This is a genomic window from Marinomonas sp. ATLA20 (assembly GCF_057180105.1).
Genome location: NZ_JBXUKU010000019.1, coordinates 1 through 24,847, shown reverse-complemented (window position 1 = coordinate 24,847; position 24,847 = coordinate 1). Strand labels below are relative to the sequence as shown.

Below are 24,847 nucleotides of genomic sequence, written 5' to 3'. Positions count from 1 at the left end.
GTGGGGCTTTTTAGCATTATTCAGTAAAAGATTACGACAATAATGGTTACACTTTAGCCGCTTTAAGCGTATCAGCTTTCGCGCCCATGCTCGCTTTCACAAGCAAAACGGCAAACACCACCACACCCAATACTCGCGCACTGACCACGAACAAGGAAGTGTCCGTAGCAGCCGCAGGCCAAGCAATAAGTACCGCGGCAACAACATATAGTAAACGAGTTACCCAAGATAAATTCTCACGTAACCAGCCAGAAAAGCCGATGCTCATCGATGCTGTTGCCAGGGTAGCAAACAAGATCGCTGCGATCACACTCGCCGTTGTCCCAATCAATAAAATCCCCGGCATGGTCACGAATAAGAACGGAACCAAAAGCTTAACAAAACCTAGTCGCATGGATTCAACGGCCGTTTCATTCGGTTCGGCACCAGAAATTGTCGCCGCCGCGTAAGCTGCTAATGCAACAGGTGGAGTAATGGCAGACACTAAACCAAAGTAGAAAATGAACATGTGCGCCGACAGGGTTTCCATACCAAGTTGTGTCATCGCAGGCGCAACCAATACCGCGAGTAACAAATACGCCGCTGATGTTGGTAATCCCATACCCAAAACAAAAGACGCCAATGCGGTGAGTAATAAGACGGCCCATAAATTGCCATCACCCAGTTCAATAATCAAACCAGACAACATCAAGCCCATACCGGTCAAATTCAGAATACCGATAATCACGCCAGCGGCTGCAACAGCCGCTACAATCGGTAGCGTCGAAGACAAGGTTTCCTTACAAGCCGCAATCAAATCGACCACATTTATACGAGTGGCTTTTTTCCAAGGACAAACGAGCAAACCAGCCAAGATCCCCATAACGGCCGCTTGGGTTGGTGATTTACCTGAAATCATTAGACCGATCAAAACCACCAGCGGAAGCAAAAGATAGCTCTTTGTTCTCAGCGTTCTTAATAACAATTGTAAGCCCGCTTCGGTATCCCTTTCTAAATTAAGGCGTCCAGCTTCTAGGCGTACTGAAATCATCAACGCCAAAATATACAAAAGTGCGGGAACCAAGGCGGCCATTGCGACTTCGGCATAAGGAATCCCAATCATTTCTGCCATCAAGAAAGCAGCAGCCCCCATAACCGGTGGCATAATTTGCCCCGCCGAAGACGCAGCGGCTTCGATCGCTCCAGCCAGTTTTGCGCTGTAGCCCACGCGTTTCATCAACGGAATAGTAAAAGTACCTGTGGTCACTACGTTGGCCACAGCGCTGCCATTAAGGGAGCCAAGCAATGCGCTAGACAAAGCCGCAGATAAGCCAGGGCCACCTTGTACACGTCCAGTCAAACCACGGGCCAAATCAACAAAAACCTCGCCCGTACCAATTTTAGTTAAAATGGCACCAAACAAGCCGAATAGGAAAATATACTCAACGGCGACCCCCATTGGCACACCATAAACCCCTTCAGTCGATAACATCAGAGTTGACGTCAGACGGCTTAGATCATAGCCACCATGACCATATTTACCAGGGATCAAATAGCCAAAATACGCATAAAGAAAAGCGAGGGTCATTAAAATAATCAACGCCCTACCTACCGCAATACGGACAAAGACAAACACCACCACAATCAGAGCAATAAAGATCAACCTATCTTGCTCAACCGACATAGCGCCGCGCATGACAATATCAATGTAGTAATGCCACAAGTAAGGCCCCGGAATTAGAGCCAATAGGGCCAATAGATAAAACACACCACGGCCCATGGCACTCTTGTATCTTAGCGCGTAAAACAGCATGGCAGCCCCCGCCACTAAAGAGAAAAACGACGATCTCAATAGCAACGCGGTAATTCCTCCATAATACGCACCATACAGCACAAGACCGGCGATTCCAGCGGCGATCACACTAAACAATAAAGAGACTGCTAGACGTTCCTTGCCACCAGCGAATTTTGATTCAAGGAGCAAACTTTGAAAGCCATTGCTGGAATCTGAGTTCAACATAATGGATCTCCTAGTTTGCGCTTACTTCGTCATAATATTTTTTCGCGCCTGGGTGCAATGCAACAGGAGTGTGTTTTGCGGTTTCTAACGAAATTGCTTTTGCCTGTGGGTGAATTTGACCTAGCTCATCTAAATGAGAAAAAATCGCTTTGGTGATGTTGTAAATTTTGCTCTGATCTTCTTTACCGCTTGTGAACAAAATAGCAGGATCATTAATCATCAAAACCTGTTTGGTTTGATCTGGGTAGGTTCCAGCAGGCAGAGAGTAAGCTTGGTAGAAAGGGTATTTTTGGATCAAACTATCGAGTTTATTAATATCAGCCGACAACAATTTCATGTCGGTTTGTGAGTCGAGATCAATCAAAGAGGAAGTCGGAGCACCTGCCAAAACCACTGTCGCATCAACTTGGCCGTTTACCAAGGCTTTTACCCCTTCGTTATAAGAAAGAAAACGTGGTGTGATATCGTCAAAGACACCATATTCCTGTAACAAACGAGTTGCTAAAACCGCGGCATTACTTCCTGGAGGCCCCATGCTGACACGCTTGCCTTTCAAGCCTTCAAAGGAGTCGACTCCTTTTCCGGAAATCGTTGCGACCTGCAGCACTGCTGGATATAAATAAGCAATACCAGCCACGTCCAAAGGTCCGCTTACTTTAAATGGGCCTTGGCCATTTTTTGCTTCAAACAAAGTTGAAGAAGAAGATAATCCCATTGTCATTTGGCCCGCTGCAACGCGGTGATTGTTTTCCACAGACGCACCCGTTACTTCAGCTCGTGCCGTCGTATTGTCCATGTGTTTATTTAGAGTTTCAGAAATCCCTGCGCCAATCACATAAAACAAGCCGCCCGTTCCACCAGTTCCAATGGATACACGTTCTGCCGCTTGAACAGGGCTATTAATTAAAGTCGCACACAAGGCACTCGCTATAAGCAGTTTTTTAAACATAGTATTCTCCAACTTATTTTTGTTTTGTTATTGCTTAGAACACTCTAGCGAGGAAACCTTTCATGAACCTTTCATGGGTCTTGAATACTTCATAAAAAAATAAAAACTATTGAGAAATATTGTTAGGCTCAGCAAACATAGCATTGTCCCATTCATGATAAATAAGTTGTTTTTTGGCATCGTCTGTTTGAATAAGCAATTCTAAGCCAAGAGGAATTGGACGAAAAATTCCATGTGGCAATTTACTCAATTCATCTCGACTATATGGACCTTTAGCCTTTGCACTTATTGGCGTAATGCCTGATTGATTAGCAAGTACATGCTGCCCTTCTGGAGACAATAAAAGATCAATGAAGCGCTTCGCCAATGTCGGCTGCTGAGCATCACGAGGGATAAATGCGGTGCGCATGATGATCGTCGTATAATCTGTCGGCATGATGGTTTTGATCCATGCATACTGTTGCGACCACTGATAGGAATAGGCGCCGACAAGATTATAAGCGATGAATATCTGGCCTTTTAAAAGCGCATTTAGCATGGAGGAAGTATCCATATAAAGCCGAGCTTGGTGCCTCCCGAACGCTTCCAATAACCGACCATAACTACGGGATTGCTGACCGTCATAGGCCCATGTTAGATAACCCAATCCAGATTGCTCAATATTAAATAAGCCCATTTTATCGTCTAAAAGATGATTTTTATTCCGGATCAAATTCAATAACTGCTCACGACTTTGGGGCAACTCGTCACCAGCCAGAATATCGCTGTTTATCGCCGTCACGATTGGTTCGTAGGTAAAACCAAACAACTCATTTCGCCAATGTGAGCCCTTAGGAACATTAACAAGCTCTGGCGAGTTATAACTCAAGGCGTAACCATCGTTAGCCAACTTAAACTGAAGATCCATCGCTGGGCTAAGCATCACATCAGGCCTAACGTTAGACTGAGAGATAAATTGCTCGTATAAATGACGAGTATTCGACTCAGTGTAATGAATGGCTACATTCGGATACTTTTCTTGGTATGCCCTAAACAATGGCTCAATTGCTTGATGATTTACGGCACCATAAATAACGAGCACATCCTCCTTATACGTGGGTTGTTTATTCAGACTTGGAAAAGCGACATAAGAATCTTGTCGCACGGCATCAGCAAACACCATACGGCTAACCAAAATTAAACCAAGCCCTAACAGACAACTAACTTTCATACGATAGCCCTTTTCGTTGAGGGAAAATGACTTCTACAATTAATCCGGTTGGCTGATTGTCTTTTAAGTGAAATCTAGCGTCATGGTGCTCCGCCACGTCTTTAGCAATAGATAAACCGATTCCGGAACCTGATGCAAAATTGTCAGGACTACGATAAAAGTACTCGAAAATATGCTCCTTATCCTGATCCGGTACACCCACCCCTTGGTCTCGAATTTGTAGCACAATTAAGGGGACGGATTGTTCAAAAACAATCATCAACTCAACTTCCACCACACCACCTTTTGGGCTGTATTTAATGGCATTTTCGATGACATTTTGCAGCATTTGCTTGAGTGCAAACTCATCTCCATTAATTGTTGCTTGGATATCGCCAACGTATTCAATCTCCACTTCTCGCTCTAACGCCCAAACCACCAGCTCACGGCAAGTTTCTTTGATCACATAGTCCAAAGACACAGGGCTAAAAGGATGACTCTGATAACGATGTGTCAACGTAGCGCGACTAAGAAGCTGATTGACCGTATTGGTCAATAGGTTACTGCTTTCTAAAATATGCTGTAGTTGCTTTTGCCGTAACACTTCATCGGTTTCATCTATTGCGTTTTGCGCCTGTGAATTTAGACCAGCCAAAGGCGTACGGATCTGATGGGCCGCTTCTGCTGTAAAACGTTTTAGTCGGTTTAACGTGCTATCCAGCTGGGCCATAAAATAATTAATGCTTTTTAGTAATGGCGCTATCTCACTGGGTACATTCGCATCTAAAGGAGACAGCTCTTGAGACGAGCGCTCAGTAATGGCTTGCTTGATCGTTTGCAAGGGTTGTAATACTCGCCAAATAACAAAAAGTAATAGAAGTAACGTGATAAAGAAAAATAAGGTTACAAATTGCAATGCCATTTGGCTGATTTCCGTCGCCGCAGCACGTCGAGCATCCAATGTTTGTCCGACGATGATAAAAACATCGTTAACACTGTCTCCCTCTAACAAGCGTTTCCCTAACGCAATAAATCGCACCATCTCATCGTGATACATAGCTTCATAATAAATAGGAATAAATTTTTCTTTCTCGCTGGATTGCTGAAGCAACTGGGTAAACGGAATATTAGGAAGATCGTTATAACCTGTCAGCACCTGATATTGTCCATTCATAATGGAATAAAAGGCGCGATCTGAGGTAGATAAGGCTAAGGTTTCAAATGCCGAAACGGGCAAATCGATAAAATACTGCGAATCCAATATGTTGATATTTTCGGCCATCTGTAAAGCAGAGCCATAAAGAAGCCGATCATAAGACTCTTTCGCCGCTCTATTTGCATAAATATGCGCACTCCAAAGAGCCACTGCGTTAATCACTATCAACACTGTCGCAACCATTAGAATCAATTGCCGGCGAATCGAGGTAGTTGCCTTAGCCATGATGCTTTTCCAACAAGTAGCCAAGGCCTCGAATGGTTCTGATGTTGATGTCACTGCTTTGCAGAGACTTCCTCAAACGAGCTACGTAAATTTCAATGACACTAGGGTTCGGGTTTTCATTAAAATTATAAATATGTTCTATCAAGACTTCTTTGCTTAACACTCTTCCGGTGTGGCTGATGAACACTTCTAATAAACGAAACTCTCGCTGCTTTAACTCGACCAGGTGATCGCCAATAGTCACAGTGCATGCTTGCAGGTCTAAACTAACATTGCCGTATTCTATCGTATTTTGTGCTTGCCCTTGGCTACGACGGAGCAAAGCACGACAACGAGCTTCAAGCTCACCAAAGTCCACGGGCTTGGTCATATAATCATCAGCACCTAGATCCAAAAGCTCTATGCGATCTTTTACTTCATCACGGGCAGTCAGCACAATCACCGGCGTATTAGAGTGTTTTTTTCGAAGCGTTTGTAATATTTGAGCCCCTGTCATATCCGGCAAATTTAGATCCAATAGCATGAGATCGTATTCTTGCAATGCCAACATTTGATTTGCCTGTAAACCAGTTTGCGCAAGATCAAGACCATGCCCCATTCGACTGATTCTTTGGCTAATGGCTTCGCCTAAAATACGATCATCTTCTACTACTAAAATACGCATGATACTGATGCTCTTGTGACTTCTTTATTGTTATAGGGCAGATTGAATGTGCGGTACTCGGTTTGCACTCGGAACCTTGTCAATTTAGACTATATTCCAACATGAATGAATGGACTATCACTTCTATTAATGGATTTGCTGAAAAATGAATACCGTGTATGTCTCAACAATAAGAGACTCTCATGATCTGTGTTCTCCATTCTTCCTTTATCTGTCCATGTGCAAGCTTATCGAAAACACGTAAAGTAGTTGGCTTATTTTCGCCTCACTATGACAAAGTTAAGGACTCAACATGATTCGCAAAGATATGTTTTTGGCGCTGATTATCATCATCGCCTGGGGCTTTAACTTTATTGTCATGCGTTGGGGGCTGGACGAGCTCACGCCGATGATGTTGGGCGGATTACGCTTCCTCGTTATAGGTATGATTGGTTGCTTCTTTTTCTCTCGCCCTAATACACCGCTGCTTTGGTGTATTGGTTATGCCTTATCATTGAACTTCGGCCAATTTGCTTTTTTATTCAGCGCTATATCTTTCGGAATGCCCGCTGGCCTAGCTTCTTTGGTGTTGCAGTCCCAAGCCATTTTCACTCTATTATTCGCTATTTTGTTGCTAAAGGAAGCCGTGCGACCTTACCAAGTACTCGCCATTGGCATTGCCATTGGAGGCTTGGCGGTCATCGGATTGGACAATGAAGACTCCACCATGACGGCGCTTGGCTTTGGCTTAACTTTAGCCGCAGGATCTAGCTGGGCAATGGGAAATATTTTCACCAAAATCATTAGCCGCAAAGGCTACGATGCCAACCTAAACTTAATCGTTTGGTCGAGCTGGATTCCGCCAATCCCTTTCTTTATATGCGCCTACTTTATTGATGGCGGCGATGTCATGTGGAGCAACATCATTGAACTAAGCTTTAAATCCATAGCGTCACTTGCCTACCTATCGCTCTTTGCTACCTTGGCTGGCTATGGTTTGTGGAGCTATTTGTTGTCTCGTTACCCTGCAGCAACCGTAGCACCGTTGACCTTGGGCGTACCTGTGGTCGGATTAACATCAGCTGAAATTTTTCTGTCTGAAACGGTTAGCGCTATGCAATGGATAGGGATTTTGATCGTATTAGTAGGGCTAATGCTAAACACATTCGGCGGCCGCTGGTTAAAGAAAGTTAGCCAGCGCACCGCTTGAAGTCGTTTTGAAATTGAAGGTAGGTTAATCTTTTCGATCTTGTTGCGCGTCGATTTTATCCGCAAGACGTGCGACTTGAGCTTGTAACTCAGAAATTTGTGTTACCAAGGCTTGGTGATTGCTCTCTTGATTCTCGTGCTCTTCTTCTGCTGTTTCGCGGGTCATGACATCTAACATCACACCCACCATCATGTTCAAAAACACAAAGGCGGTTAGGAATATGAAGATGATGTAGAAAACCCAGCTAAACGGATACACTTCCATGGTTTCGTACATCACATCCGTCCAATCTTCGAACGTTGCTACACGAAATAATGTCAGCATTGAGATGGCAATATCACCCCAAAGCGTTTCATTTACTTGATGGAAAAAGATCGAGCCGACCGCTGCGAAGATGTAAAAAATGATAAACATCAACAAGGCAATGTAGCCCATTTTTGGGATGGCTTTTAGTAAAGCATTAATCAGAAAGCGCAGGTCAGGAATAATCGACACCAGACGTAACACTCGGAACACACGCAGTAGACGCGCGACAAGAATCATCTCGGTCTCTGAAATTGGCATCAAACTGCCAACAACAATCACGGTATCAAAGATATTCCAAGGATCTTTAAAAAAGCGACGCTTATCATCACAGGCGATAAAACGAAGTGAGAGCTCAACTAAAAAGAAAACAGTAATAAAGTTGTCGAGAAAATTAATGGCTTTATCAATACCGTAAGGCAAAGAATAGGTTTTAGCGCCAACCGTTAATGCGGCGACCACAATAATGCCAATAATAAAGCCCTGAAACCACGGGCTGCGCTCTATGCGCTTTATCTTGGCAAACCAACTTTCAGAATGATTCATTTCCATGCTTTTCTACACCTAATATGCAACGATCTCGACAATAAACACCTGAAACACTGACAGGAGCCGCCATATTAAGTTCATATCATAAAGAATAAAAGCAGAAGCGAGATAAGTTACAGCACTTGATGGTTAAGTCCGCTTAACGCGCACCACTTTCATAATTTCAACTGGAATTCCCGCGACCATTTCTTGAGTCGGATAATAGGTGAGATTCACACGAGCACCGCGTAAGGTGCGATATTTGCCTTGGCGTTTAAAGCGAAATGGGACATCGTAGCCTTCGATCATTAAAGTGTGTAGCACCCAGTCTTCTTGCGGGCGTTGGGCATGAGATTTTACTTTCAGCGCATCGGAATGAATCAGCGCATCATTGTTTTTTAACAAAGACTCAGGATCGGATTTCACGAGAGATTTCCTTTCTTAAAGATCAAAGCATCTTAGTATGACACAAAGATCTGAAATCTTAAAAAATTGTTTACTTTTTGCTCAACTTTAAGAAATAGTACTTTGCTGCTCTACTTTATCTTCTGGGGTTCCTGACTCTTTAAATTGACTCATTGCCTGTGCGGCTTCTCGGCTTTCAAAACGCACGACTGCTTTTTGTAGAATCAAGCTATTAGGGTAAGTCACTACATCGCCAGATAGCCGATGAATGATCACATGAAAAGACGATATTTCCATAATTTGCCCCAAAATCTCATCGTCTTTATCGACCACCTTTACCCAATCTCCTACTCGATAAGGAAAACTGAAAAAGATAATTAAACTCGCTGTGATGTTGCTTAAAATGGACCACTGAGCGAATAGCGCCACGCCTACAACGGCAAAAACAGACGAGAAAAAGATCGCTAACTGTCCATAACCAATCCCTAGTACCAAGCAAACCAACATAACAAAAGTCGCGGTAAAACCAAGATTTAGCATTTTCGAAACGTAGGTTATTCGCACTTCGTTGGCGAAACTCTTTTGCCCCAACAACCTTACCGTCGACTTTAAAATACGAGACACAATGACATAAGCCACCACTAATAAAGCGATTAAGCCAATCTGCACCATTACGCTTTTTCTCCTAAAACGAATTTATAAAACATAGAACAACACACCAGGAATAATCCCCACACTCATCAAATTACTGATCAACACGATGGACGCCACTTTATGAGGCTCCTGCTGATAAAGCTCGGCCACCATGTAATTCAACACCGCTGGCGGCAAACAAGCAAAGATAAGTAAGTAGGCGAAATTCTCTGGTGACATACCAACGACGTAATACCAAATGACAGCAATAACCAGACCACTTAATGGACACAAAAAGCCGCTAATCACACCCAATTTCCATTCACTAAAGTCGACATTCGTCATACGAACGCCGAGCGCAAATAGCATCAGAGGAATAGCGATTTGCCCCATCATATCAACGGATACTTTGACTGCTGGCATAACCGTCCAACCTTGTAGGCTCCATATTAAACCTAATATCGTCGCGATGATCATCGGCATTTTCAGCACATTAAGAAGGTTGGTTTTTGGATTAAGTAAATACATACCAACGGTAAAATGTAGCAAGTTTTCGGTGAGGAATAGCACTACCGCGATCGGCAAAGCGGATTCACCAAAAGCCAGTACAATCAAAGGAATCCCCAAGTTGCCGCTGTTGTTAAACATCATTGGAGGAACTAAGGTTTTAGGCGAAATTTTTAGCCACTTACATAACGGCCAAACCAGTAAACCTGACCCCAATACCACCACAGTAGCGGCAAGGATCAAATCCACATATAAGGCAATATGGAACTCTTTCGAGGCCATAACAGAAAAAATAAGCGCGGGGCAAAAAACACTGATATTTAAGCGGTTCGCCACCGTCATGTCCGTAGGGCGAACTCGTGCATATAAAAACGCCACCAGCACGATACTGGCCAAAGGGAAAACCGTATTAAAAATTTGTAAAAATAACGTCGAAGTGTCCATTAATAGCCTCTTTCACGAAGGGCATTAGCTTAACGCCCTGTCAACAAAAGACCAAGATGGATTAAAAATTAGTTTTTCTCTATTAACGTTGAAGGAATCAAAATAAAACGCTGAGCAACGTCTTTGCCTTTTAATAAATCCATACCAATTTCAATGGCTTTTTCCGCCATAGGAATAGGACGCTGGACAGCAGTAGCAATCCAAGGATTCCCCTTTTGCTTAATAATCTCGGCCGCAAATGGCGCACCGTCAATCGATGCCAGCACAAATTCGTCACGTTTGGCTTGTTGCGACGCCTGTAAAGCACCAAATGCCGTTGGATCATTAATGGTAAATACCGCGTCAATGTGAGGGTATTCTTCCATCAAATACGTCATGGCTTCCATTCCGCCTTCAACGCTGCCAGTACCGTTCATTCGGTCACTCAACAGGGTAATTTGCGGGTATTTATTCAATGCGGATTTACAGCCGGCAACTCGCTCTATAACAGACGATACTAAGACACCATTAATAATGACGAAGTTACCTTGGTAACCAATCTTCTCGACCAGTTTTTCACAAGCAATAGCACCAGCCTGTACATTATCTGTGGTAATGGTGGCGTCTGCACCTTGTGCATTCACATCCACCGCGATCACTTTAATACCTGCTCTTTGTGCTTTAGCGACAACAGCGGCAACCTTGTATTCATCCGCGGCGGTTAAGACGATCAAATCGACTTTTTGCTCGATGAAGTCATTGATTTGACCTATTTGTCGTTGCCAATCATACGCATCTGAGCGAATCAGCATTTTAACGGGCGCACCCGCTAACTCCTCCGCTTTTGCAGATACAGTCTCCACCAGCTGAACAAAATAAGGATTCCCCAAATCGGCTACGCTAATACCAATTGATTTAAGGGGTTGCCGCTCTGAAGATTCCGGCTCTGAGGATTGAGAGGCCAAAGGAGAAAGCGAAACGGCGACAATCGAAACCGCCAATAGGCTTGGCATTAGGCGATAGCCTTTCCAAAGCTGTCGTGCTTTCTGAAAACTCGACATTGACTGTTTAATTAGGCTCATGTTGTTTCCCCTGATGAAAGGCCGCTATTTTGCCCTACCTGATGGCAGATAAAAATAGCGGTTTGGCTTAGGCCGCTTCTTCCTCTGACTCACCAACCGCCATAGCACCCGTCATAATGGCGACGGCGTCCGACATGCTATGGGTCTGAGGTGTCACAATCGCCGCGCGCTTACCCAACCGATGGATATGGATACGGTCGGCCACTTCGAATACATGCGGCATATTGTGGCTGATCAAGATAATGGGCAGTCCACGGTCACGAACTTCCTTGATCAAGTTCAATACTCGGCGAGACTCTTTGACCCCAAGTGCCGCTGTTGGCTCATCCATAATCACCACTTTACTGCCGAACAAAGCTGAGCGAGCAACCGCCACACCTTGGCGCTGACCACCTGAAAGCGACTCAACGGCTTGACTAATATTTTGAATGGTCATCAAACCCAGCTCGGTCATTTTATCCTTAGCGCGTCGCTCCATTTCTTTCTTATCCAGCATACGAAAGACAGAACCTAAAATACCCGGCTTCAATAACTCTCGCCCTAAGAACAAGTTATCAGCAATGTTTAGGGCTGGCGAGACCGCCAAATTCTGATAAACCGTTTCGATGCCTAACGCACGAGCCTCCATTGGTGAAGAAAAATGCACCGGCTTGCCATCCAACAAGATTTCCCCTTCGTCCGGAATCAAAGCGCCAGACAAGGCTTTTATCAATGAAGATTTACCGGCACCGTTATCGCCAATGACCGCTAATATTTCACCAGGATAGAGTTCAAAATCAGCATGATCAATCGCCGTTACACTGCCATAACGTTTTACCAAATTCTTTGTTTGTAACACGGGAGTTTTATCGTATTGAGCTACCATTATGCTGTCCCTCTTCGGATCCACTGATCGACACCAACGGCAACAATAATCAAAATACCGACGGTGAACTCTTGCCATAACACATCAACACCCGCGAGTGCCAAACCATTACGAAATACGCCAACCACTAAGGCGCCAATCAAGGTGCCATAGATAGAGCCTCGACCACCAAACAAACTACAACCACCAATAACCACTGCTGTAATACTGTCTAAGTTTGTGGTGTAACCCGCTTGAGGACTAACCGAACCAATACGACCAATCAAGACCCACGCACCGATGGCACACACCACGCCAGCCAAAATATACACAGACAACAAAATACGATCCGTACGGATACCTGCCAATTTTGCCGCAGCAGGATCGTCGCCCGTGGCATAAACGTGACGTCCCCATGGAGTCCAGTTTAGCGCATACCAAATCACAAAGAAGATCGCCAACATCAACAAAGAACCATAGGTTAATCTGGCACCAAAGACGTTGATGGTTTCACCTAACCACTGCAATAAAGGCGCCGCCGCACTGATATCTTGAGAACGAATGGTTTCACTTTTTGAATACCACAAGTTCAAGGCGAAAAACACGTTCCATGAACCAAGCGTTGCGATAAAAGGCGGCAACTTCATGCGCGTAATCAGCAAACCATTAATAAACCCTGCAATCGCACCAACGCCAATGCCGATCAACAAGGCAAGCCAAGCTTCAAAGCCATAATCCATCGCCATGCGCCCCATGACTACGGACGCTAACACCATGATGGCACCCACAGATAAATCGATACCCGCGGTTAAAATAATTAACGTTTGAGCAACACCTATCACACCAATAATAGTGACCTGTTGCAGAATTAAAGACAGATTAAAAGGTGATAAAAAGCGATCACCGACAATCAAACTAAAGCAAAAAATGGCCAATAAAAGAACAATACTTGGCGCTGCAATTGGATAATGATGAAGAAACTTTTGGAAACGCTGCACAAAGGTTTCTTTACGCTCGAACTTGGCAACATAGGTACTGGCTTGATCCGCAACTTTGTCGTGATCAAGCACCGCTGTAGACGGTTTTGTGTTGGTAGAACTCATAGACTACTCCAGAGAGGAAACATTGCGCTAGATAGAAAAAGTGCCGTTAGCCAAAAGCTCGACTAACGGCAAATAAGGGCGCCTTCACACCCATCTATCATAAGAGATTGATTAGCCCCAACACATGCTCAAGCCAGTTTTAGACGAAACAGATTGAACGCCTTTTACTGGCTCATCAGTAATGAGCTGAACGCCGGTATCGAAGAAATCTAGACCATTTGATGCCGAAGGACGTGAGCCAGATTTAGCAAACTCAACAATCGCAGTGACGCCTTCAGAGGCCATTTTAAGAGGGAATTGCATAGAGGTAGCGCCGATCACGCCATCTTTGATATTACGCACACCTGGACAACCGCCATCGACAGAAACAATCAACACGTCTTTTTCAAGTCCGAACGATTTCAATGCTTCATACGCACCCGCAGCAGCAGGTTCATTAATGGTGTAAACCAAGTTAATTTCTGGGTCTTTTTGAAGTAGGTTTTCCATCGCGCGACGACCGCCTTCTTCAGAGCCTTGTGTCACATCATTACCAACAATGCGAGGGTCTGTTTCATCGCCCATGCGTTTTGGGTCTTTAAGGTCGATACCGAAACCTTGTAAGAATCCTTGGTCACGTGCAACGTCTACGGTAATTTGGCTGGTGCTCAAATCTAGCAGACCAATTTTCGCATCTTTAGCCTTATCACCCATTTTTGCTTTTGCCCACATACCAATCATTTCACCGGCTTTGAAATTATCCGTTGCAAAGGTCATGTCTGCTGCACTAGCAGGGCTTAAAGGCGTATCTAACGCGATAACAAGCAAACCTGCATCACGTGCTTTTTGAATCGTCGGAACAATACCTGCGGTGTCGCTTGGTGTAATAAGAATGCCTTTCGCGCCCGCGGCAATTAAGTTTTCTACCGCTTGAACTTGAGTTTCATTATCGCCATCGTAACGACCAGCGAAAGTGCGCAATTCAACACCAAGCTCTGTAGCTTTTTGCTGTGCGCCTTCTTTCATTTTTACGAAGAATGGGTTGGTGTTGGTTTTGGTGATCAAACCGATGATTGGGGTTTCTGCCATAGCGACAGTGGACAGTGTGCCTGCAGCCACTAGACAAGCCAATTTTTTGTACGGAATACGATGCATGAATTTCATTGTTTTTATAACTCCAATTTTTGTTTTTATTATTGGCAGTGATGCCATTCAAAAACAGATCCAGCCCCGACTCTGCTTTGATAAAACACTATGAAGATAAAAAACTAATGAATAATTTCATCATTTAATCTTTTTTTGTAATATTTGTAATATTTCAACGCTCGATTTTAAATATATTGCTCAACTCTTTGATAGTAAAAGGTTTTGAAATAAATAAATCGTCGTCTTTTAATTGATATTTTTGTTTTAATTCGTCTTTTGGCAAACCAGACATCAGCAATATTGGCCCAGTAAAACCAGATAAATCAGAATTCAGATTGTGTGCCAGCTCAACACCGCTCATGGTTCCAGCTAAGTTAACATCCGACACAATAGCATCCGGCACAATGGCTTTATTCAAAGCATTCATCACCGCTTCGGCGCATTCAAAGGTTTGCACCATAAAGCCCATTTTTTCTAATTGTTCACGCATGACTCGACATACTTCTTCGTCGTCTTCTACCAGCCACACCAAGCTCAATTCGGGCAAGATTATCACGCCTTGATTGAGGCCTTTCTCTTCAGCCGCTTCGCCACTATCTAAAATCAAGTCAGGCGATGTAATTTGTTGAGGCAAAAACAAGCAAACACGCGTCCACTTGCCTTTTTCGGAGGTGACTTTGATTTCACCACCACTTTGTTTCACAAAGCCATAGATCATGCTCAAACCCAAACCACTGCCTTTGCCGACAGGCTTAGTAGTGAAGAAAGGCTCAAATATGCGGCCAATTACGTCGTCATCTATACCGTCACCCGAGTCTTCCACTCGAATACGAATGGCTGGCACGTCGCTGTCTGGCAAGGTACACAACTTAGTTGAAAAGGCTAAACGCCCTCCATCCGGCATGGCGCTGGCGCTATTTAAGGACAAATTCAACAAGGCATTTTCTAGCTGAGAGGGATCTATCAAGCTCACCACATCAGGGCATTGCAAATCACTTTCGACGACAATATGCGAACCCACACTGTACTCAACCAGATCGAGCATGCCTTCAATCAAGTCATCAATCCCAATTGATACGGGAAAGAGTTGCTGACGACGACTAAAGGCCAATAAGCGCTGTACCAAGTTGCTGCTTTTCTCAGAAACGACCAAAGCGCGTTCTATGTATCGCGCTTGATCTTCTGTCTGTGGGCGAGAGTCAGACAGCATTTGTAGATTCCCCATAATCGCCGCTAATAGATTATTAAAGTCATGAGCAACGCCGCCTGTTAACTGCCCTAACATCTCCATTTTTTGCGCCTGACGAAGCTGGCTTTCAACACTCTTACGTTCAGTTAAATCCGTGTATAAGGTAACAAAGCCGCCTTCTGGCATTGGCTTGGAACGAAACTCGATAATTTTCCCCGAATCAAAATGACGCTCAAAACTTTGAAAACGCAAATGACGAGAAACGTTCACTTCTTCCATATGAACTTGCTGGTTTTCTAGGTTAAGGTTTTTATGTTGGCCTTGATTAATCAGGTTTTGTACGTCATCAATCGCCATACCGACATGCAAGTCATCGTCCGACAAATCAAACAACTTCTGATAACCCACGTTCCAAGCTACCAAAGCCCCTTTTGCGGAAAATACACTCAAGCCATCGTTCATATTATCGAAGATGGTTTCAAGCAAACGTTTTTGTTCCGATAGCTCGGCAGTGACTTCCAAACGCCTTAAAGCATCTCGACGAAAGACCTCAAAGGTATCAGCCAAGGTACCAATTTCATCGTTACGGCGTATTCCCGTATGCTTTGAATCTACACGCCCCAAAGACAGTTGTTCCATGTCGTTGGTAACCACACCTAAATCTTTCGTCATCCGCTGACTGTACCAATACAAACGCGTCAGACCCAATAAAAGAAACACAGAGATTCCGATAATCCAGTTCTGACCACGGGCTACAAAGGTCGATACCTCCTGACGTTGGCGGCTCACTTTCTTTTGCAATCCACCAACGAAATCACTGACATGCTTACTCAATTGTTCCGACTTAGCTCGAATTGCAATCAGCAAATAATTTTTGCGCTCTTGTATTTGATTCAAACGACGATGTGCCATCAGCAAGTCTTCAGCAATGCTTGCCACCTGATCGTTTTGCTTAGAAAGTTTTAAACTTTCCAGCATACTTTCCGGAACCAAGCTAGGTGACTCAAGTAATTGCAATAACCAAACCAACCCTTGGCGACTACTAACAATCGCGGAGTCCTTTTCATCCAAAGGTAATTGTCGAATCCGAAACTGTTGTGCCAAGCTGTCTTCTCGTAGATACAACTCTTCCCGCACCAAGGCAACAAGCTCCTCAAGGGTGGTTTGCAGATCATCTAATCGTTTATCGATATCCTGTTGAAAGGCAGAATCCGTCAAACTATCAGCGACTCCACGAAGCTCAAGAATACGACGATGAATGCGCTCAGATTCGGTCTGTAATTGGAAAGGACGCCCAGAACCAGCGGTATAAGGTGCTATCGCGGCCAATTGCGCAACGCCTTCGGCGAGCGTTAAAGAGGTCGAGATTTCAGGTAGTGTTTCTGACTCAAATTCTGACAAAGAGGCTTCACTGACACGCATGGATTGCCAGCCAATACCCACCATAAAAAACGCCACCAAGCTAATTGCTAAAATAGACAAAGAGGCTTTTTGACGAATACTGGTAAAACGCATTTAATTAATCCGTACTGGGCCTTGGAAAAAATAACCAAGCCCTCGTTGAGTCTTGATGAACTCAGGCGTTTTTGGGTTGCTCTCTATTTTTCGCCTTAGGCGCAGAATCAGCACATCAACTGTTCGATCAAATACCTCAGTTTCTAAGCCTCGGCTTTGCTCTATAAGTTGCTCACGAGAAAAGATACGATCTGGATGACGCGCTAATACCTCTAACAGCGAGAATTCACCTAAGGTCAAGGTCACCAACTTGCCGCTTGGGTCATGTAAAAGGCGTGCGGTTAGATCCAACGCCCAACTGCCAAATTTCAAACAGTCGTGATCTTGATTAATCGTACTTCCCGCTGTTGGTGGGACTTGATAAGAACGACGTAACAAAGCATGAATTCGCGCCGTCAATTCACGTAAATTAAACGGCTTCATCATGTAATCGTCTGCAGCTAACTCTAGCCCTAAGATTCGATCTGTTTCATCGCCTTTGCCAGTTAACATCATGATTGGCATCACAAACCGCTCGCGAATTTCCCGAGCCAGATTCAAACCATCTTCTTCTCGAAGGTATAAATCCATCAGCACCAAATCGACAGGTTCCGCTTCGAGATGAAGCCACATTTGGGTGCCATTTTCCGCTTCCAATACCCTGTAACCTTTTTGCGATAAAGCGTCACAAAGCAACTGACGAATATCTTGATCGTCATCCACTACCAATAAAGTCTTTTTATGTTGTTCTGTCATTGTCTGGGTTGGAATCCATTATCGTTGTTATTAAAAGCTAGAGAAGCGGCTATTATTGGGCTATTAATATCATGTTAAAGTTAATAGACAATTAACAAAAGGAAAAGCTTCTTGTGACGTCGAAACTCATCCAGCTGACTTTCTTAGATCCTGAGCAATCCATTCAAGCAGAACCTGAAGAAACCATCATGTCGGCCCTGAAATTCGCAGGCGTTCCAATTAAACAAGCCTGTACCAATGGCGTATGTGGCGTTTGTCTCACCCCTTTGCTATCTGGTGAAATTGATTACGCTCAACGCTTGCCGCATGGCTTAAACAACAAAGAAAAGCAAAATGGCTTTTTCCTTCCCTGCATCGCTACCTGCAAAACCGATATAGCTATTGGCAAACCGAAAGTGAGACTGCGTTAACCACTTAAAAACGTTATCATTATCACAGCGTATTAATGAGCGGTCTTATGTCTAACGAACTACCGATTTACCAACTTATTCCCCAGCTAAAAAACCAGCTTTTGCATCACCACGAGGCCATTTTAGAAGCCGCGCCCGGTGCAGGTAAAACCACGGTAGTGCCGCTGGCTTTAATGAATGAAGCTTGGCTAAAAGGTCGCAAGATCATCATGTTAGAACCAAGACGTTTGGCTGCGAAAGCGGCCGCAAAGCGCCTTGCTGATACCTTGCAAGAGCCACTTGGACAACGGGTTGGCTATCGGATTCGCCACGAAGGAAAAGAAAGTGCTCAGACACAAGTTTTGGTGGTCACCGAAGGCGTGCTAACCCGCATGTTGCACGATGACCCCAGCTTAGATGACATTGCTTTGGTGATCTTTGACGAATTTCACGAACGTAATTTGCACTCAGATTTAGCCTTTGCCTTATGTTTACAAGCACGCGAGCTGTATCGCGACGAAGACCCACTCAAGCTATTGGTCATGTCTGCGACGCTAGACACAGAAGCACTCGAAACACGACTTGGTTGCCCGACTCTAACCAGCCAAGGACGTAGCTTTCCAATTACCACCCGTTACAGCAATAAGACACTTAAGACCTTTCAAGTCACCGATGAAGTGGTGCGTCTCACTTGCCAAGCCTTTAATGAAGAAAGCGGCAGCCTGTTGGTTTTCCTGCCAGGTCAAAAAGAAATTCGCCAAGCAGCCAGCCAGTTACAACAACGTTTAGGTCATGAACCATATTTAAGCATCTTGCCTTTGTATGGCGAATTAAGCTTAAAAGAACAAGAAGCCGTCATTGAGCCAACGACAGCGCCCAATCGAAAAATTGTACTCGCCACTGCCATTGCGCAAACCAGTTTAACTATTGATGGTATCCGAGTGGTGATTGACAGCGGCTTAAGTCGAGAAGCGCGCTTTGATGCCAGCACAGCGACGACACGTTTACATACTCGCCGCGCTACTCAAGCAGAAACGACCCAACGTATGGGCCGAGCAGGACGTACAGAAGACGGTATTTGTTATCGTTGGTGGAGCGAAGGCCAGCAACATCAGCTTGCGCCTCAGGCTCAGCCGCAAATAGAAATCAGCGACCTCAGCAGTTTGGTGATGGATTTGGCGAAATGGGGTGTACAAGAACGTCTTGAATTAGATTGGATTACACCGCCACCAAACAGCCACTGGCAACAATCGATCGACTTGCTAACTAACTTACAAGCCCTAGAACAGAATCAAACATCGCAACCTTCTTTAGAGTTGAGTGATCTCGGTGAGCAAATGAGCAACCTCGGCATCGACCCCAGGCTGGCTCGATTGCTTATAGATGGTAAACAACATGGTGACAGTGATGCAGCCAGCGCCATCTGCACCATACTGTCGGAAGGCGATCCCTTTGCGAATCATCATAGCGATTTATCAGATCGATTAAATTGGTTAGCTGGTCATAATCAAGCCCAGAGCAAACGACCAAGACAGAACTACTTAAAAGCTCAGCAACAATGGCGAAAACGTAGTCAGCAAATCAGCATTCAACAAACTTCGGCGAATAATCAACAGGAAGTCGCCTTTTTATTGATTCGAGCCTTTGCCGACCGCATTGCTCAACGCGTTGGACAAGATCATGACAAGACCCGCTATAAATTGGCCAATGGACGCATGGCGAGTCTATCGTCACTCGACCCTTGTGCGCAAAGCGAGTGGCTTATTGCGCTGGATATCGGCGGCCATCATGGCCAAGAAGAAGATCGTATTTTCCTCGCCTACCCGATCAAGCTTTCCACGTTGATAGATGATTTTGCCGATTTATTAATCATCAAAAACCATCTTGCTTGGTCAAAAAAAGACGCTCGCCTGTTAAGTGAATCACAACGTTGGATTGGCAAACTGTGCATTGATAAACAAACACTGAGCAAGCCATCAGAAGCAGACATCAGCCAAGCAGTTTGTCAGCACATTCGCCAAGGCGGTCTTTCGGTTTTGCCTTGGAACGATTCCAGTGAACAACTAAGAGCGCGCCTACAATTTGCCTATATGTACGATAAACAAAACCTCTGGTCAGATTGCTCTGACGACGCCTTATTAAATGACTTAGAACAATGGCTCGGGCCGTATCTTGGCAAGGTAACCAATCAACAAGCCATGAGCAAGCTCCCGTTAAACGATATTTTGTTAAGTCGACTAGATTGGAACCAACAGCAATTTCTCAATCAAAAAGTCCCCTCGCGCATCACGGTGCCATCTGGGTCAAGTCATGCCGTTGATTACTGTGAGCAACAGCCAACCCTAAGGGTTAAACTGCAAGAAATGTTTGGCTACATAAATAGCCCAACCGTGCTTAATCAAACCATACGTATCGAACTGCTTTCACCGGGGCAAAGACCACTTGCCGTGACACAAGACTTGGCCTTCTTTTGGCGTGAAGCGTACCCAGAAGTGCGCAAAGAAATGCGCGGAAGATATCCGAAACACCCATGGCCAGAAGACCCTCTCAGCGCCCAAGCCACGGCAAAAACCAACCGAGCACTAAGATCGTCTTAATTGTTTTAATGCTTGTTCGGTAAGTTGTTGGCTAAAAGATGTGTTCTTCGGATGAGCAGGTGACCACCCCATGATAAAGCGGTGGAAGTCTGCCCATGTAATAGGAAATAAGTCATGCCACTCTTGAGCCACAGCTTCGGCGAAATCCGGTGATTCCCCCATAGCAATCAGGCAACGAGACAACTCAGAAAAATAGATATCCAAAAGATATTCTAAATGCTGGCTTAGCTTATTCTCGCTTAGACAGCTTCCTAAAAAATACGCGACATCTTGGACACCAATACCACGACCAATATATTGAAAATCGACCGCTGCGACAGCACTTAAATCTTCAGTAAAACAAAAGTTAGCCAGCTTTGCATCACCATGCACAAGCGTTTGGTAACACGCTGTATTGATTGCATCATCCAGTTTTTCAGCGCACTGCTTTAATGGTGAATCCATCATGGCTTTCCATTCATCTGGGCGTGTCTGTAAATGCCAATAAGTACCTCGCCGCCACAATCCTTCTGGCCAGTCATACAGTCGATCAGACTGTAAAAAACGGGCATGAAAATTCGCTAACCAATAAAGCACAACGCTCGCTTCTTCTAATTCTAAAGTGGAACAACGTCTAGAATACCCAGCCTCATCTAAATCTTCTAACAAGATATACACCTGACCTTCTTGTTGCCATGACGCAAGACACCTCGCCACTCTTTCACTGTCTTGGCAACACTCGGCCCAACCTTGATACCAGTTTGTTTCCACCTGATAAGAATGAACTTTACGTTCGTGAGCAAAACTCGACTGCCAACCTCGTGGATGCGCCTTCATTTCACCAAACTGAATAGATTTAAGTACAACACTATTGGCGATTTCAGAGCCTTGAACAGAAAAGCGAACTACCTCGCCATAACCACTCCATAAACTCTGGACTAAACTCTCTCGAGTAACTTGAGTAGCATGCAAAGCGCGTTTAATAAAAATTTCCGGAGACATAAACCTTCTTCAAAATAATTTTTACAAAAGGTAACAAATAAATAACACACTCGTCATTTGGTCACCATTTTAGTCATGTACCTCTCACACTCACATGCTTTAATTTCGAGATAATTAACTAAATGCAAAGGAACTCGTTTCTTCTCATGGAATCCAACAATAAGCTATCTAATCAAAAACTTTTTAATATTGGTGTAAAGCTCGTCAAATTCGCTTGGGTTGTCGAGATTCTAGCCGTCACTATTGGCTTCCTCATTTCAATTATTGTGTCTTTTTCAGTTTATGCTGAATTGAACAAAACAGACCGCGCTCTTACTTTTGGTGATTATAGCAGCATACTCGTAGCCGCCTTACCTTTTGTATTAGTAGCAGTTGTTGAAGCAGCAAAAATCCCAGTAGCCACGGCGCTCATGTACGCCAAGCACTTTTCTTGGCGCGTCTTGTTTTTTATCGGCCTAGTTCTTCTAGCAACGATTACGTTTGAAACCATGCTAAACGGTTTCGAGCGTAACTTCTCCGGCTTGAATATCACAATTGATGACAAGAAAAACGAATCCCTCCTACTCCAAGACAAAATAAGTGTTTTAGAAGACAGAAAAAAAGAAATCAATATTATTAACCCTGAAAAGGTCGACGATAATTATCGAATCAATGTTCAATCGGCCAACAATGCCTATTATATTGCGCTCGACAAAGAACGAGATCACATTAACCAGCAAATATCACAACTTAATCGTGAATCAGATAACAATAAACAATATCAATTAGAGATAGACGAGCTTCATACTCAAGAAAGCGATATTTATGAGGCATGGGATCGAGAACGTGATGAACTACAGAAGCGCCTCAGAGGATTACTCAATAACTATGTAGCTGGCACACAAAATGAAAAACAAAAACTTCAAGCAGAACTAGACGATTTAAAAGAAGAAATGCAACAACAACTGTCTGAAGCTGGGTTCTTTACCCGTGGTCAAGTAGAAGCAAAATATCGTAAGCTGATTGCTGATAAAGAAGAACGACTTTACTCAGTAGCTGACAGATCTACCGGTAGCGGAGCACTGGACAAACAAACACAAAGTGAGAAACAGCTACAAAATCAATTACAAGTGCTAGGGCAAGACTACCAAAAACGTATCGACTTAGGCCGCTCTCGGGTTGCTTATCTAGAAAAACAGATACTCGAACATTCTCTCGATACTGAACAAAAGCGACAGAATTTCCGCGCAAGCTTTGACAAAATAGCACAACAGGCAGAACAATTACGCAGCAGCTCAATAAATAGAGCTGCAAAAGAAAAAGATACTTTATTGTCTGAATACGATCTAATTCAACAAGAGGTAAAAGCCATAGATAAAGAAATTTATGGTATCAACCAAGAACAAAGCGTCATAAAACACGAAATTAACCGCCTAGTAAATTCTAATCAAATCTATCGACTGGCGGCTTATGTTAGTGATAAGGAACAAGCCATCGACGTGCCTAAATCGACCGTCGGACTTGTTGCCTTAATATGGTTTTCATCTCTTGCATTTATTAGTGCCGTAACGGGTGTTTTCTTAGCAATTGCAGGAATTTATATGCAACGTATCTATGCAAAAGATGACGAGCAAGATCAATCTGAAAATAGAAGTGCTGCAAGAAGCCTAGGCTCTATTGAAACTCAAATCTGAATTAGAGGCATTCTAATTTTTTATACACATAACCCAACTTCAAGTTGGGCTATGTGTATAAAAACAACGCTTATCCCCAAGATGATTTAACACATCTTGTCACTCATTGTTAACAAAGAAACACAGATCTCAACCAAGCTATACGAGTCCACCACTTAGATACTTCATTATGTTGAGTAAGATCGGTTTAAAAAGCCTCAATCGGTTCGATCTATTCAGACTTGCAGAGCCAATGAATCGTCAATGCCGAATCTTTTGATAACACGATAGACATTGGCTTTATTACCGGATTAAGCAGCGTCGAGATACAGCCTTAATCAAGCTAGTTAGCACTATTTCCATGAGCTTGTTTAAGGCTTCTAGCTGAGCGGTTCACTGATCAACGGCTGCTTGTGTTTGAGTTGGATTTAGTTTTAAAGTATCCATAGTCCCTATTTTGTTCATTTCGTTTGTTTTTTGATCGGAGCAAAATCAATTTAACGCAAGAGTCGCGCTGATTGAAGCTCCAGCTAGACACTCTTCTTGGAACGCTATGGACTTATGCCTACTGTCGCATATCTATCCCCTTGCGGGATGCTTATCCCCTTGCGGGACTACCATCGGCGATGGCGAGCGCCCGTGGCTTGTAAAGAGTCACTTCTGAGTTCGGAATGGGAGCAGGTGGTTTCGTCTCTTCGTATTTCAGTTTTCTTCAGACGAAAAAAAGCCCTGACAGCGTTAGCTATCAGGGCTTTCTTAATATAAAGCTTAACGACTTATGCCTACTGTCACCATGCTTGTCTGCTATAAAGAGCCCCACGTGCTTATCCCCTTGCGGGACGACCATCGTCGATGGTGATTCCCCAAAACGAAAAAAACCCACCCTGCGTAGCAGGATGGGGTTTCTCTTAATTTAAAGCTTGACGACGACCTACTCTCACATGGGATCTCCCACACTACCATCGGCGATGGCGCTTTTCACTTCTGAGTTCGGGATGGGATCAGGTGGTTCAACGCCTCTATGATCGTCAAGCAATTCGTTTTGCGTTTTGTTCTGGCTGGACTGTGTCAGTCTCACCAAAACACGCGAATACGTGCTTGGATCTTTAACAATTCTTTTTTTGAAATAACGTGTATCAAGTATTAAACCGGATCGTATTATGTGTCTTTTTAACGTTTTCGTTAAAACTACTTTGGTGTTATATGGTCAAGCCTCACGAGCAATTAGTATTGGTTAGCTCAATGCCTCACAGCACTTACACACCCAACCTATCAACGTCCTAGTCTCGAACGGCTCTTTAGGGGACTTATGTCCCAGTGAGATCTTATCTTAAGGGAGGCTTCCCGCTTAGATGCTTTCAGCGGTTATCCCGTCCGAACATAGCTACCCGGCAATGCCACTGGC

Annotated in this window: 20 protein-coding genes and 2 rRNA genes; 4 read left to right on the top strand and 18 right to left on the bottom strand. The window is 44.1% G+C overall.

The features are described 5' to 3' along the window. Positions 1 to 46: 46 nt before the first annotated feature. The 5 genes from AC2A4J_RS19535 to AC2A4J_RS19515 all read right to left on the bottom strand — a co-directional run bounded on the left by AC2A4J_RS19535 (position 47) and on the right by AC2A4J_RS19515 (position 6,242). Complete coding sequence (locus AC2A4J_RS19535) at positions 47 to 1,999, bottom strand: TRAP transporter permease (protein ID WP_484177184.1); 1,953 nt, start codon at positions 1,997 to 1,999, stop codon at positions 47 to 49. Between the two features lie 10 nt (positions 2,000 to 2,009). Next, entirely contained in the window at positions 2,010 to 2,948 is a 939-nt protein-coding gene (locus AC2A4J_RS19530; RefSeq protein ID WP_255827088.1) for a TAXI family TRAP transporter solute-binding subunit, read from the bottom strand. 106 nt (positions 2,949 to 3,054) lie between these two features. Beyond that, the gene (locus AC2A4J_RS19525; RefSeq protein WP_484177183.1) at positions 3,055 to 4,158 is read right to left on the bottom strand and encodes an ABC transporter substrate-binding protein; all 1,104 of its coding nucleotides are present in this window, start codon (positions 4,156 to 4,158) and stop codon (positions 3,055 to 3,057) included. Beyond that, positions 4,148 to 5,578 carry a sensor histidine kinase gene (locus AC2A4J_RS19520; protein ID WP_255827090.1) on the bottom strand — a complete coding sequence of 477 codons (1,431 nt, stop codon included), beginning with the start codon at positions 5,576 to 5,578 and terminating at the stop codon, positions 4,148 to 4,150. Before AC2A4J_RS19520 ends, AC2A4J_RS19525 begins: the two co-directional genes overlap by 11 nt. Next, positions 5,571 to 6,242, bottom strand: coding sequence for a response regulator transcription factor (locus AC2A4J_RS19515; protein ID WP_255827091.1), 672 nt, complete (start codon positions 6,240 to 6,242; stop codon positions 5,571 to 5,573). Before AC2A4J_RS19515 ends, AC2A4J_RS19520 begins: the two co-directional genes overlap by 8 nt. Before the next feature lie 292 nt (positions 6,243 to 6,534). Between AC2A4J_RS19515 and AC2A4J_RS19510 the strand changes: the two genes are divergently transcribed. Beyond that, the gene (locus AC2A4J_RS19510) at positions 6,535 to 7,431 is read left to right on the top strand and encodes an EamA family transporter (RefSeq protein ID WP_484177182.1); all 897 of its coding nucleotides are present in this window, start codon (positions 6,535 to 6,537) and stop codon (positions 7,429 to 7,431) included. A gap of 24 nt (positions 7,432 to 7,455) precedes the next feature. On the opposite strand, the gene AC2A4J_RS19505 is transcribed toward AC2A4J_RS19510, so the two are convergent. The 10 genes from AC2A4J_RS19505 to AC2A4J_RS19460 all read right to left on the bottom strand — a co-directional run bounded on the left by AC2A4J_RS19505 (position 7,456) and on the right by AC2A4J_RS19460 (position 17,823). After that, entirely contained in the window at positions 7,456 to 8,286 is an 831-nt protein-coding gene (locus AC2A4J_RS19505) for an ion transporter (RefSeq protein WP_255827093.1), read from the bottom strand. Positions 8,287 to 8,412: 126 nt separating this feature from the next. Beyond that, complete coding sequence (locus AC2A4J_RS19500) at positions 8,413 to 8,688, bottom strand: hypothetical protein (protein WP_072842024.1); 276 nt, start codon at positions 8,686 to 8,688, stop codon at positions 8,413 to 8,415. Between the two features lie 87 nt (positions 8,689 to 8,775). Further along, positions 8,776 to 9,339: a mechanosensitive ion channel family protein gene (locus AC2A4J_RS19495; protein ID WP_255827094.1), complete on the bottom strand. Its 564-nt coding sequence runs from the start codon at positions 9,337 to 9,339 to the stop codon at positions 8,776 to 8,778. Positions 9,340 to 9,363: 24 nt separating this feature from the next. Beyond that, entirely contained in the window at positions 9,364 to 10,251 is an 888-nt protein-coding gene (locus tag AC2A4J_RS19490; RefSeq protein ID WP_484177181.1) for an AEC family transporter, read from the bottom strand. Between the two features lie 68 nt (positions 10,252 to 10,319). Beyond that, positions 10,320 to 11,312: a substrate-binding domain-containing protein gene (locus AC2A4J_RS19485; protein WP_484177180.1), complete on the bottom strand. Its 993-nt coding sequence runs from the start codon at positions 11,310 to 11,312 to the stop codon at positions 10,320 to 10,322. A 67-nt stretch (positions 11,313 to 11,379) separates the two neighbouring features. Beyond that, entirely contained in the window at positions 11,380 to 12,177 is a 798-nt protein-coding gene (locus AC2A4J_RS19480; RefSeq protein WP_484177179.1) for an ATP-binding cassette domain-containing protein, read from the bottom strand. Beyond that, positions 12,177 to 13,259 (bottom strand): ABC transporter permease, encoded by a 1,083-nt coding sequence (locus AC2A4J_RS19475; protein WP_484177178.1) that lies wholly within the window; start codon positions 13,257 to 13,259, stop codon positions 12,177 to 12,179. Before AC2A4J_RS19475 ends, AC2A4J_RS19480 begins: the two co-directional genes overlap by 1 nt. 111 nt (positions 13,260 to 13,370) lie before the next feature. Then, positions 13,371 to 14,402 (bottom strand): substrate-binding domain-containing protein, encoded by a 1,032-nt coding sequence (locus AC2A4J_RS19470; RefSeq protein WP_484177177.1) that lies wholly within the window; start codon positions 14,400 to 14,402, stop codon positions 13,371 to 13,373. Positions 14,403 to 14,556: 154 nt separating this feature from the next. Continuing rightward, a complete protein-coding gene (locus AC2A4J_RS19465) occupies positions 14,557 to 17,088 on the bottom strand; it encodes a PAS-domain containing protein (protein ID WP_484177176.1) in 2,532 nt (843 codons plus the stop codon). After that, entirely contained in the window at positions 17,089 to 17,823 is a 735-nt protein-coding gene (locus AC2A4J_RS19460) for a response regulator (RefSeq protein ID WP_484177175.1), read from the bottom strand. A 113-nt stretch (positions 17,824 to 17,936) separates the two neighbouring features. Here AC2A4J_RS19460 and AC2A4J_RS19455 point away from each other — a divergent pair, with 113 nt between their 5' ends. Together AC2A4J_RS19455 and hrpB are read left to right on the top strand one after the other, a co-directional pair. Beyond that, positions 17,937 to 18,233 carry a 2Fe-2S iron-sulfur cluster-binding protein gene (locus AC2A4J_RS19455; protein ID WP_484177174.1) on the top strand — a complete coding sequence of 99 codons (297 nt, stop codon included), beginning with the start codon at positions 17,937 to 17,939 and terminating at the stop codon, positions 18,231 to 18,233. A 47-nt stretch (positions 18,234 to 18,280) separates the two neighbouring features. Then, positions 18,281 to 20,809, top strand: coding sequence for an ATP-dependent helicase HrpB (hrpB, locus tag AC2A4J_RS19450; protein ID WP_484177173.1), 2,529 nt, complete (start codon positions 18,281 to 18,283; stop codon positions 20,807 to 20,809). Here the strand turns inward: hrpB and AC2A4J_RS19445 are convergent. Then, positions 20,795 to 21,790, bottom strand: coding sequence for a phosphotransferase (locus AC2A4J_RS19445; protein WP_484177172.1), 996 nt, complete (start codon positions 21,788 to 21,790; stop codon positions 20,795 to 20,797). The two genes, hrpB and AC2A4J_RS19445, sit on opposite strands and share 15 nt — an antisense overlap. A 146-nt stretch (positions 21,791 to 21,936) precedes the next feature. Here AC2A4J_RS19445 and AC2A4J_RS19440 point away from each other — a divergent pair, with 146 nt between their 5' ends. Next, positions 21,937 to 23,463, top strand: a complete 1,527-nt coding sequence (locus tag AC2A4J_RS19440) for a GtrA domain-containing protein (protein WP_484177171.1) — start codon at positions 21,937 to 21,939, stop codon at positions 23,461 to 23,463. A gap of 897 nt (positions 23,464 to 24,360) precedes the next feature. Here the strand turns inward: AC2A4J_RS19440 and rrf are convergent. Both rrf and AC2A4J_RS19430 read right to left on the bottom strand, forming a co-directional pair. Further along, positions 24,361 to 24,475: ribosomal RNA gene (rrf, locus tag AC2A4J_RS19435) — 5S ribosomal RNA — on the bottom strand. A 170-nt stretch (positions 24,476 to 24,645) separates the two neighbouring features. Then, positions 24,646 to 24,847: ribosomal RNA gene (locus tag AC2A4J_RS19430) — 23S ribosomal RNA — on the bottom strand; the annotation flags it as partial.

What these genes read in the sequence shown, in the direction of transcription:
- AC2A4J_RS19535 (WP_484177184.1), bottom strand. Translation starts at nt 1,999, where the DNA reads ATGTTGAACTCAGATTCCAGCAATGGCTTTCAAAGTTTGCTCCTTGAA.
- AC2A4J_RS19530 (WP_255827088.1), bottom strand. Translation starts at nt 2,948, where the DNA reads ATGTTTAAAAAACTGCTTATAGCGAGTGCCTTGTGTGCGACTTTAATT.
- AC2A4J_RS19525 (WP_484177183.1), bottom strand. Translation starts at nt 4,158, where the DNA reads ATGAAAGTTAGTTGTCTGTTAGGGCTTGGTTTAATTTTGGTTAGCCGT.
- AC2A4J_RS19520 (WP_255827090.1), bottom strand. Translation starts at nt 5,578, where the DNA reads ATGGCTAAGGCAACTACCTCGATTCGCCGGCAATTGATTCTAATGGTT.
- AC2A4J_RS19515 (WP_255827091.1), bottom strand. Translation starts at nt 6,242, where the DNA reads ATGCGTATTTTAGTAGTAGAAGATGATCGTATTTTAGGCGAAGCCATT.
- AC2A4J_RS19510 (WP_484177182.1), top strand. Translation starts at nt 6,535, where the DNA reads ATGATTCGCAAAGATATGTTTTTGGCGCTGATTATCATCATCGCCTGG.
- AC2A4J_RS19505 (WP_255827093.1), bottom strand. Translation starts at nt 8,286, where the DNA reads ATGGAAATGAATCATTCTGAAAGTTGGTTTGCCAAGATAAAGCGCATA.
- AC2A4J_RS19495 (WP_255827094.1), bottom strand. Translation starts at nt 9,339, where the DNA reads ATGGTGCAGATTGGCTTAATCGCTTTATTAGTGGTGGCTTATGTCATT.
- AC2A4J_RS19490 (WP_484177181.1), bottom strand. Translation starts at nt 10,251, where the DNA reads ATGGACACTTCGACGTTATTTTTACAAATTTTTAATACGGTTTTCCCT.
- AC2A4J_RS19485 (WP_484177180.1), bottom strand. Translation starts at nt 11,312, where the DNA reads ATGAGCCTAATTAAACAGTCAATGTCGAGTTTTCAGAAAGCACGACAG.
- AC2A4J_RS19480 (WP_484177179.1), bottom strand. Translation starts at nt 12,177, where the DNA reads ATGGTAGCTCAATACGATAAAACTCCCGTGTTACAAACAAAGAATTTG.
- AC2A4J_RS19475 (WP_484177178.1), bottom strand. Translation starts at nt 13,259, where the DNA reads ATGAGTTCTACCAACACAAAACCGTCTACAGCGGTGCTTGATCACGAC.
- AC2A4J_RS19470 (WP_484177177.1), bottom strand. Translation starts at nt 14,402, where the DNA reads ATGAAATTCATGCATCGTATTCCGTACAAAAAATTGGCTTGTCTAGTG.
- AC2A4J_RS19465 (WP_484177176.1), bottom strand. Translation starts at nt 17,088, where the DNA reads ATGCGTTTTACCAGTATTCGTCAAAAAGCCTCTTTGTCTATTTTAGCA.
- AC2A4J_RS19460 (WP_484177175.1), bottom strand. Translation starts at nt 17,823, where the DNA reads ATGACAGAACAACATAAAAAGACTTTATTGGTAGTGGATGACGATCAA.
- hrpB (WP_484177173.1), top strand. Translation starts at nt 18,281, where the DNA reads ATGTCTAACGAACTACCGATTTACCAACTTATTCCCCAGCTAAAAAAC.
- AC2A4J_RS19445 (WP_484177172.1), bottom strand. Translation starts at nt 21,790, where the DNA reads ATGTCTCCGGAAATTTTTATTAAACGCGCTTTGCATGCTACTCAAGTT.
- AC2A4J_RS19440 (WP_484177171.1), top strand. Translation starts at nt 21,937, where the DNA reads ATGGAATCCAACAATAAGCTATCTAATCAAAAACTTTTTAATATTGGT.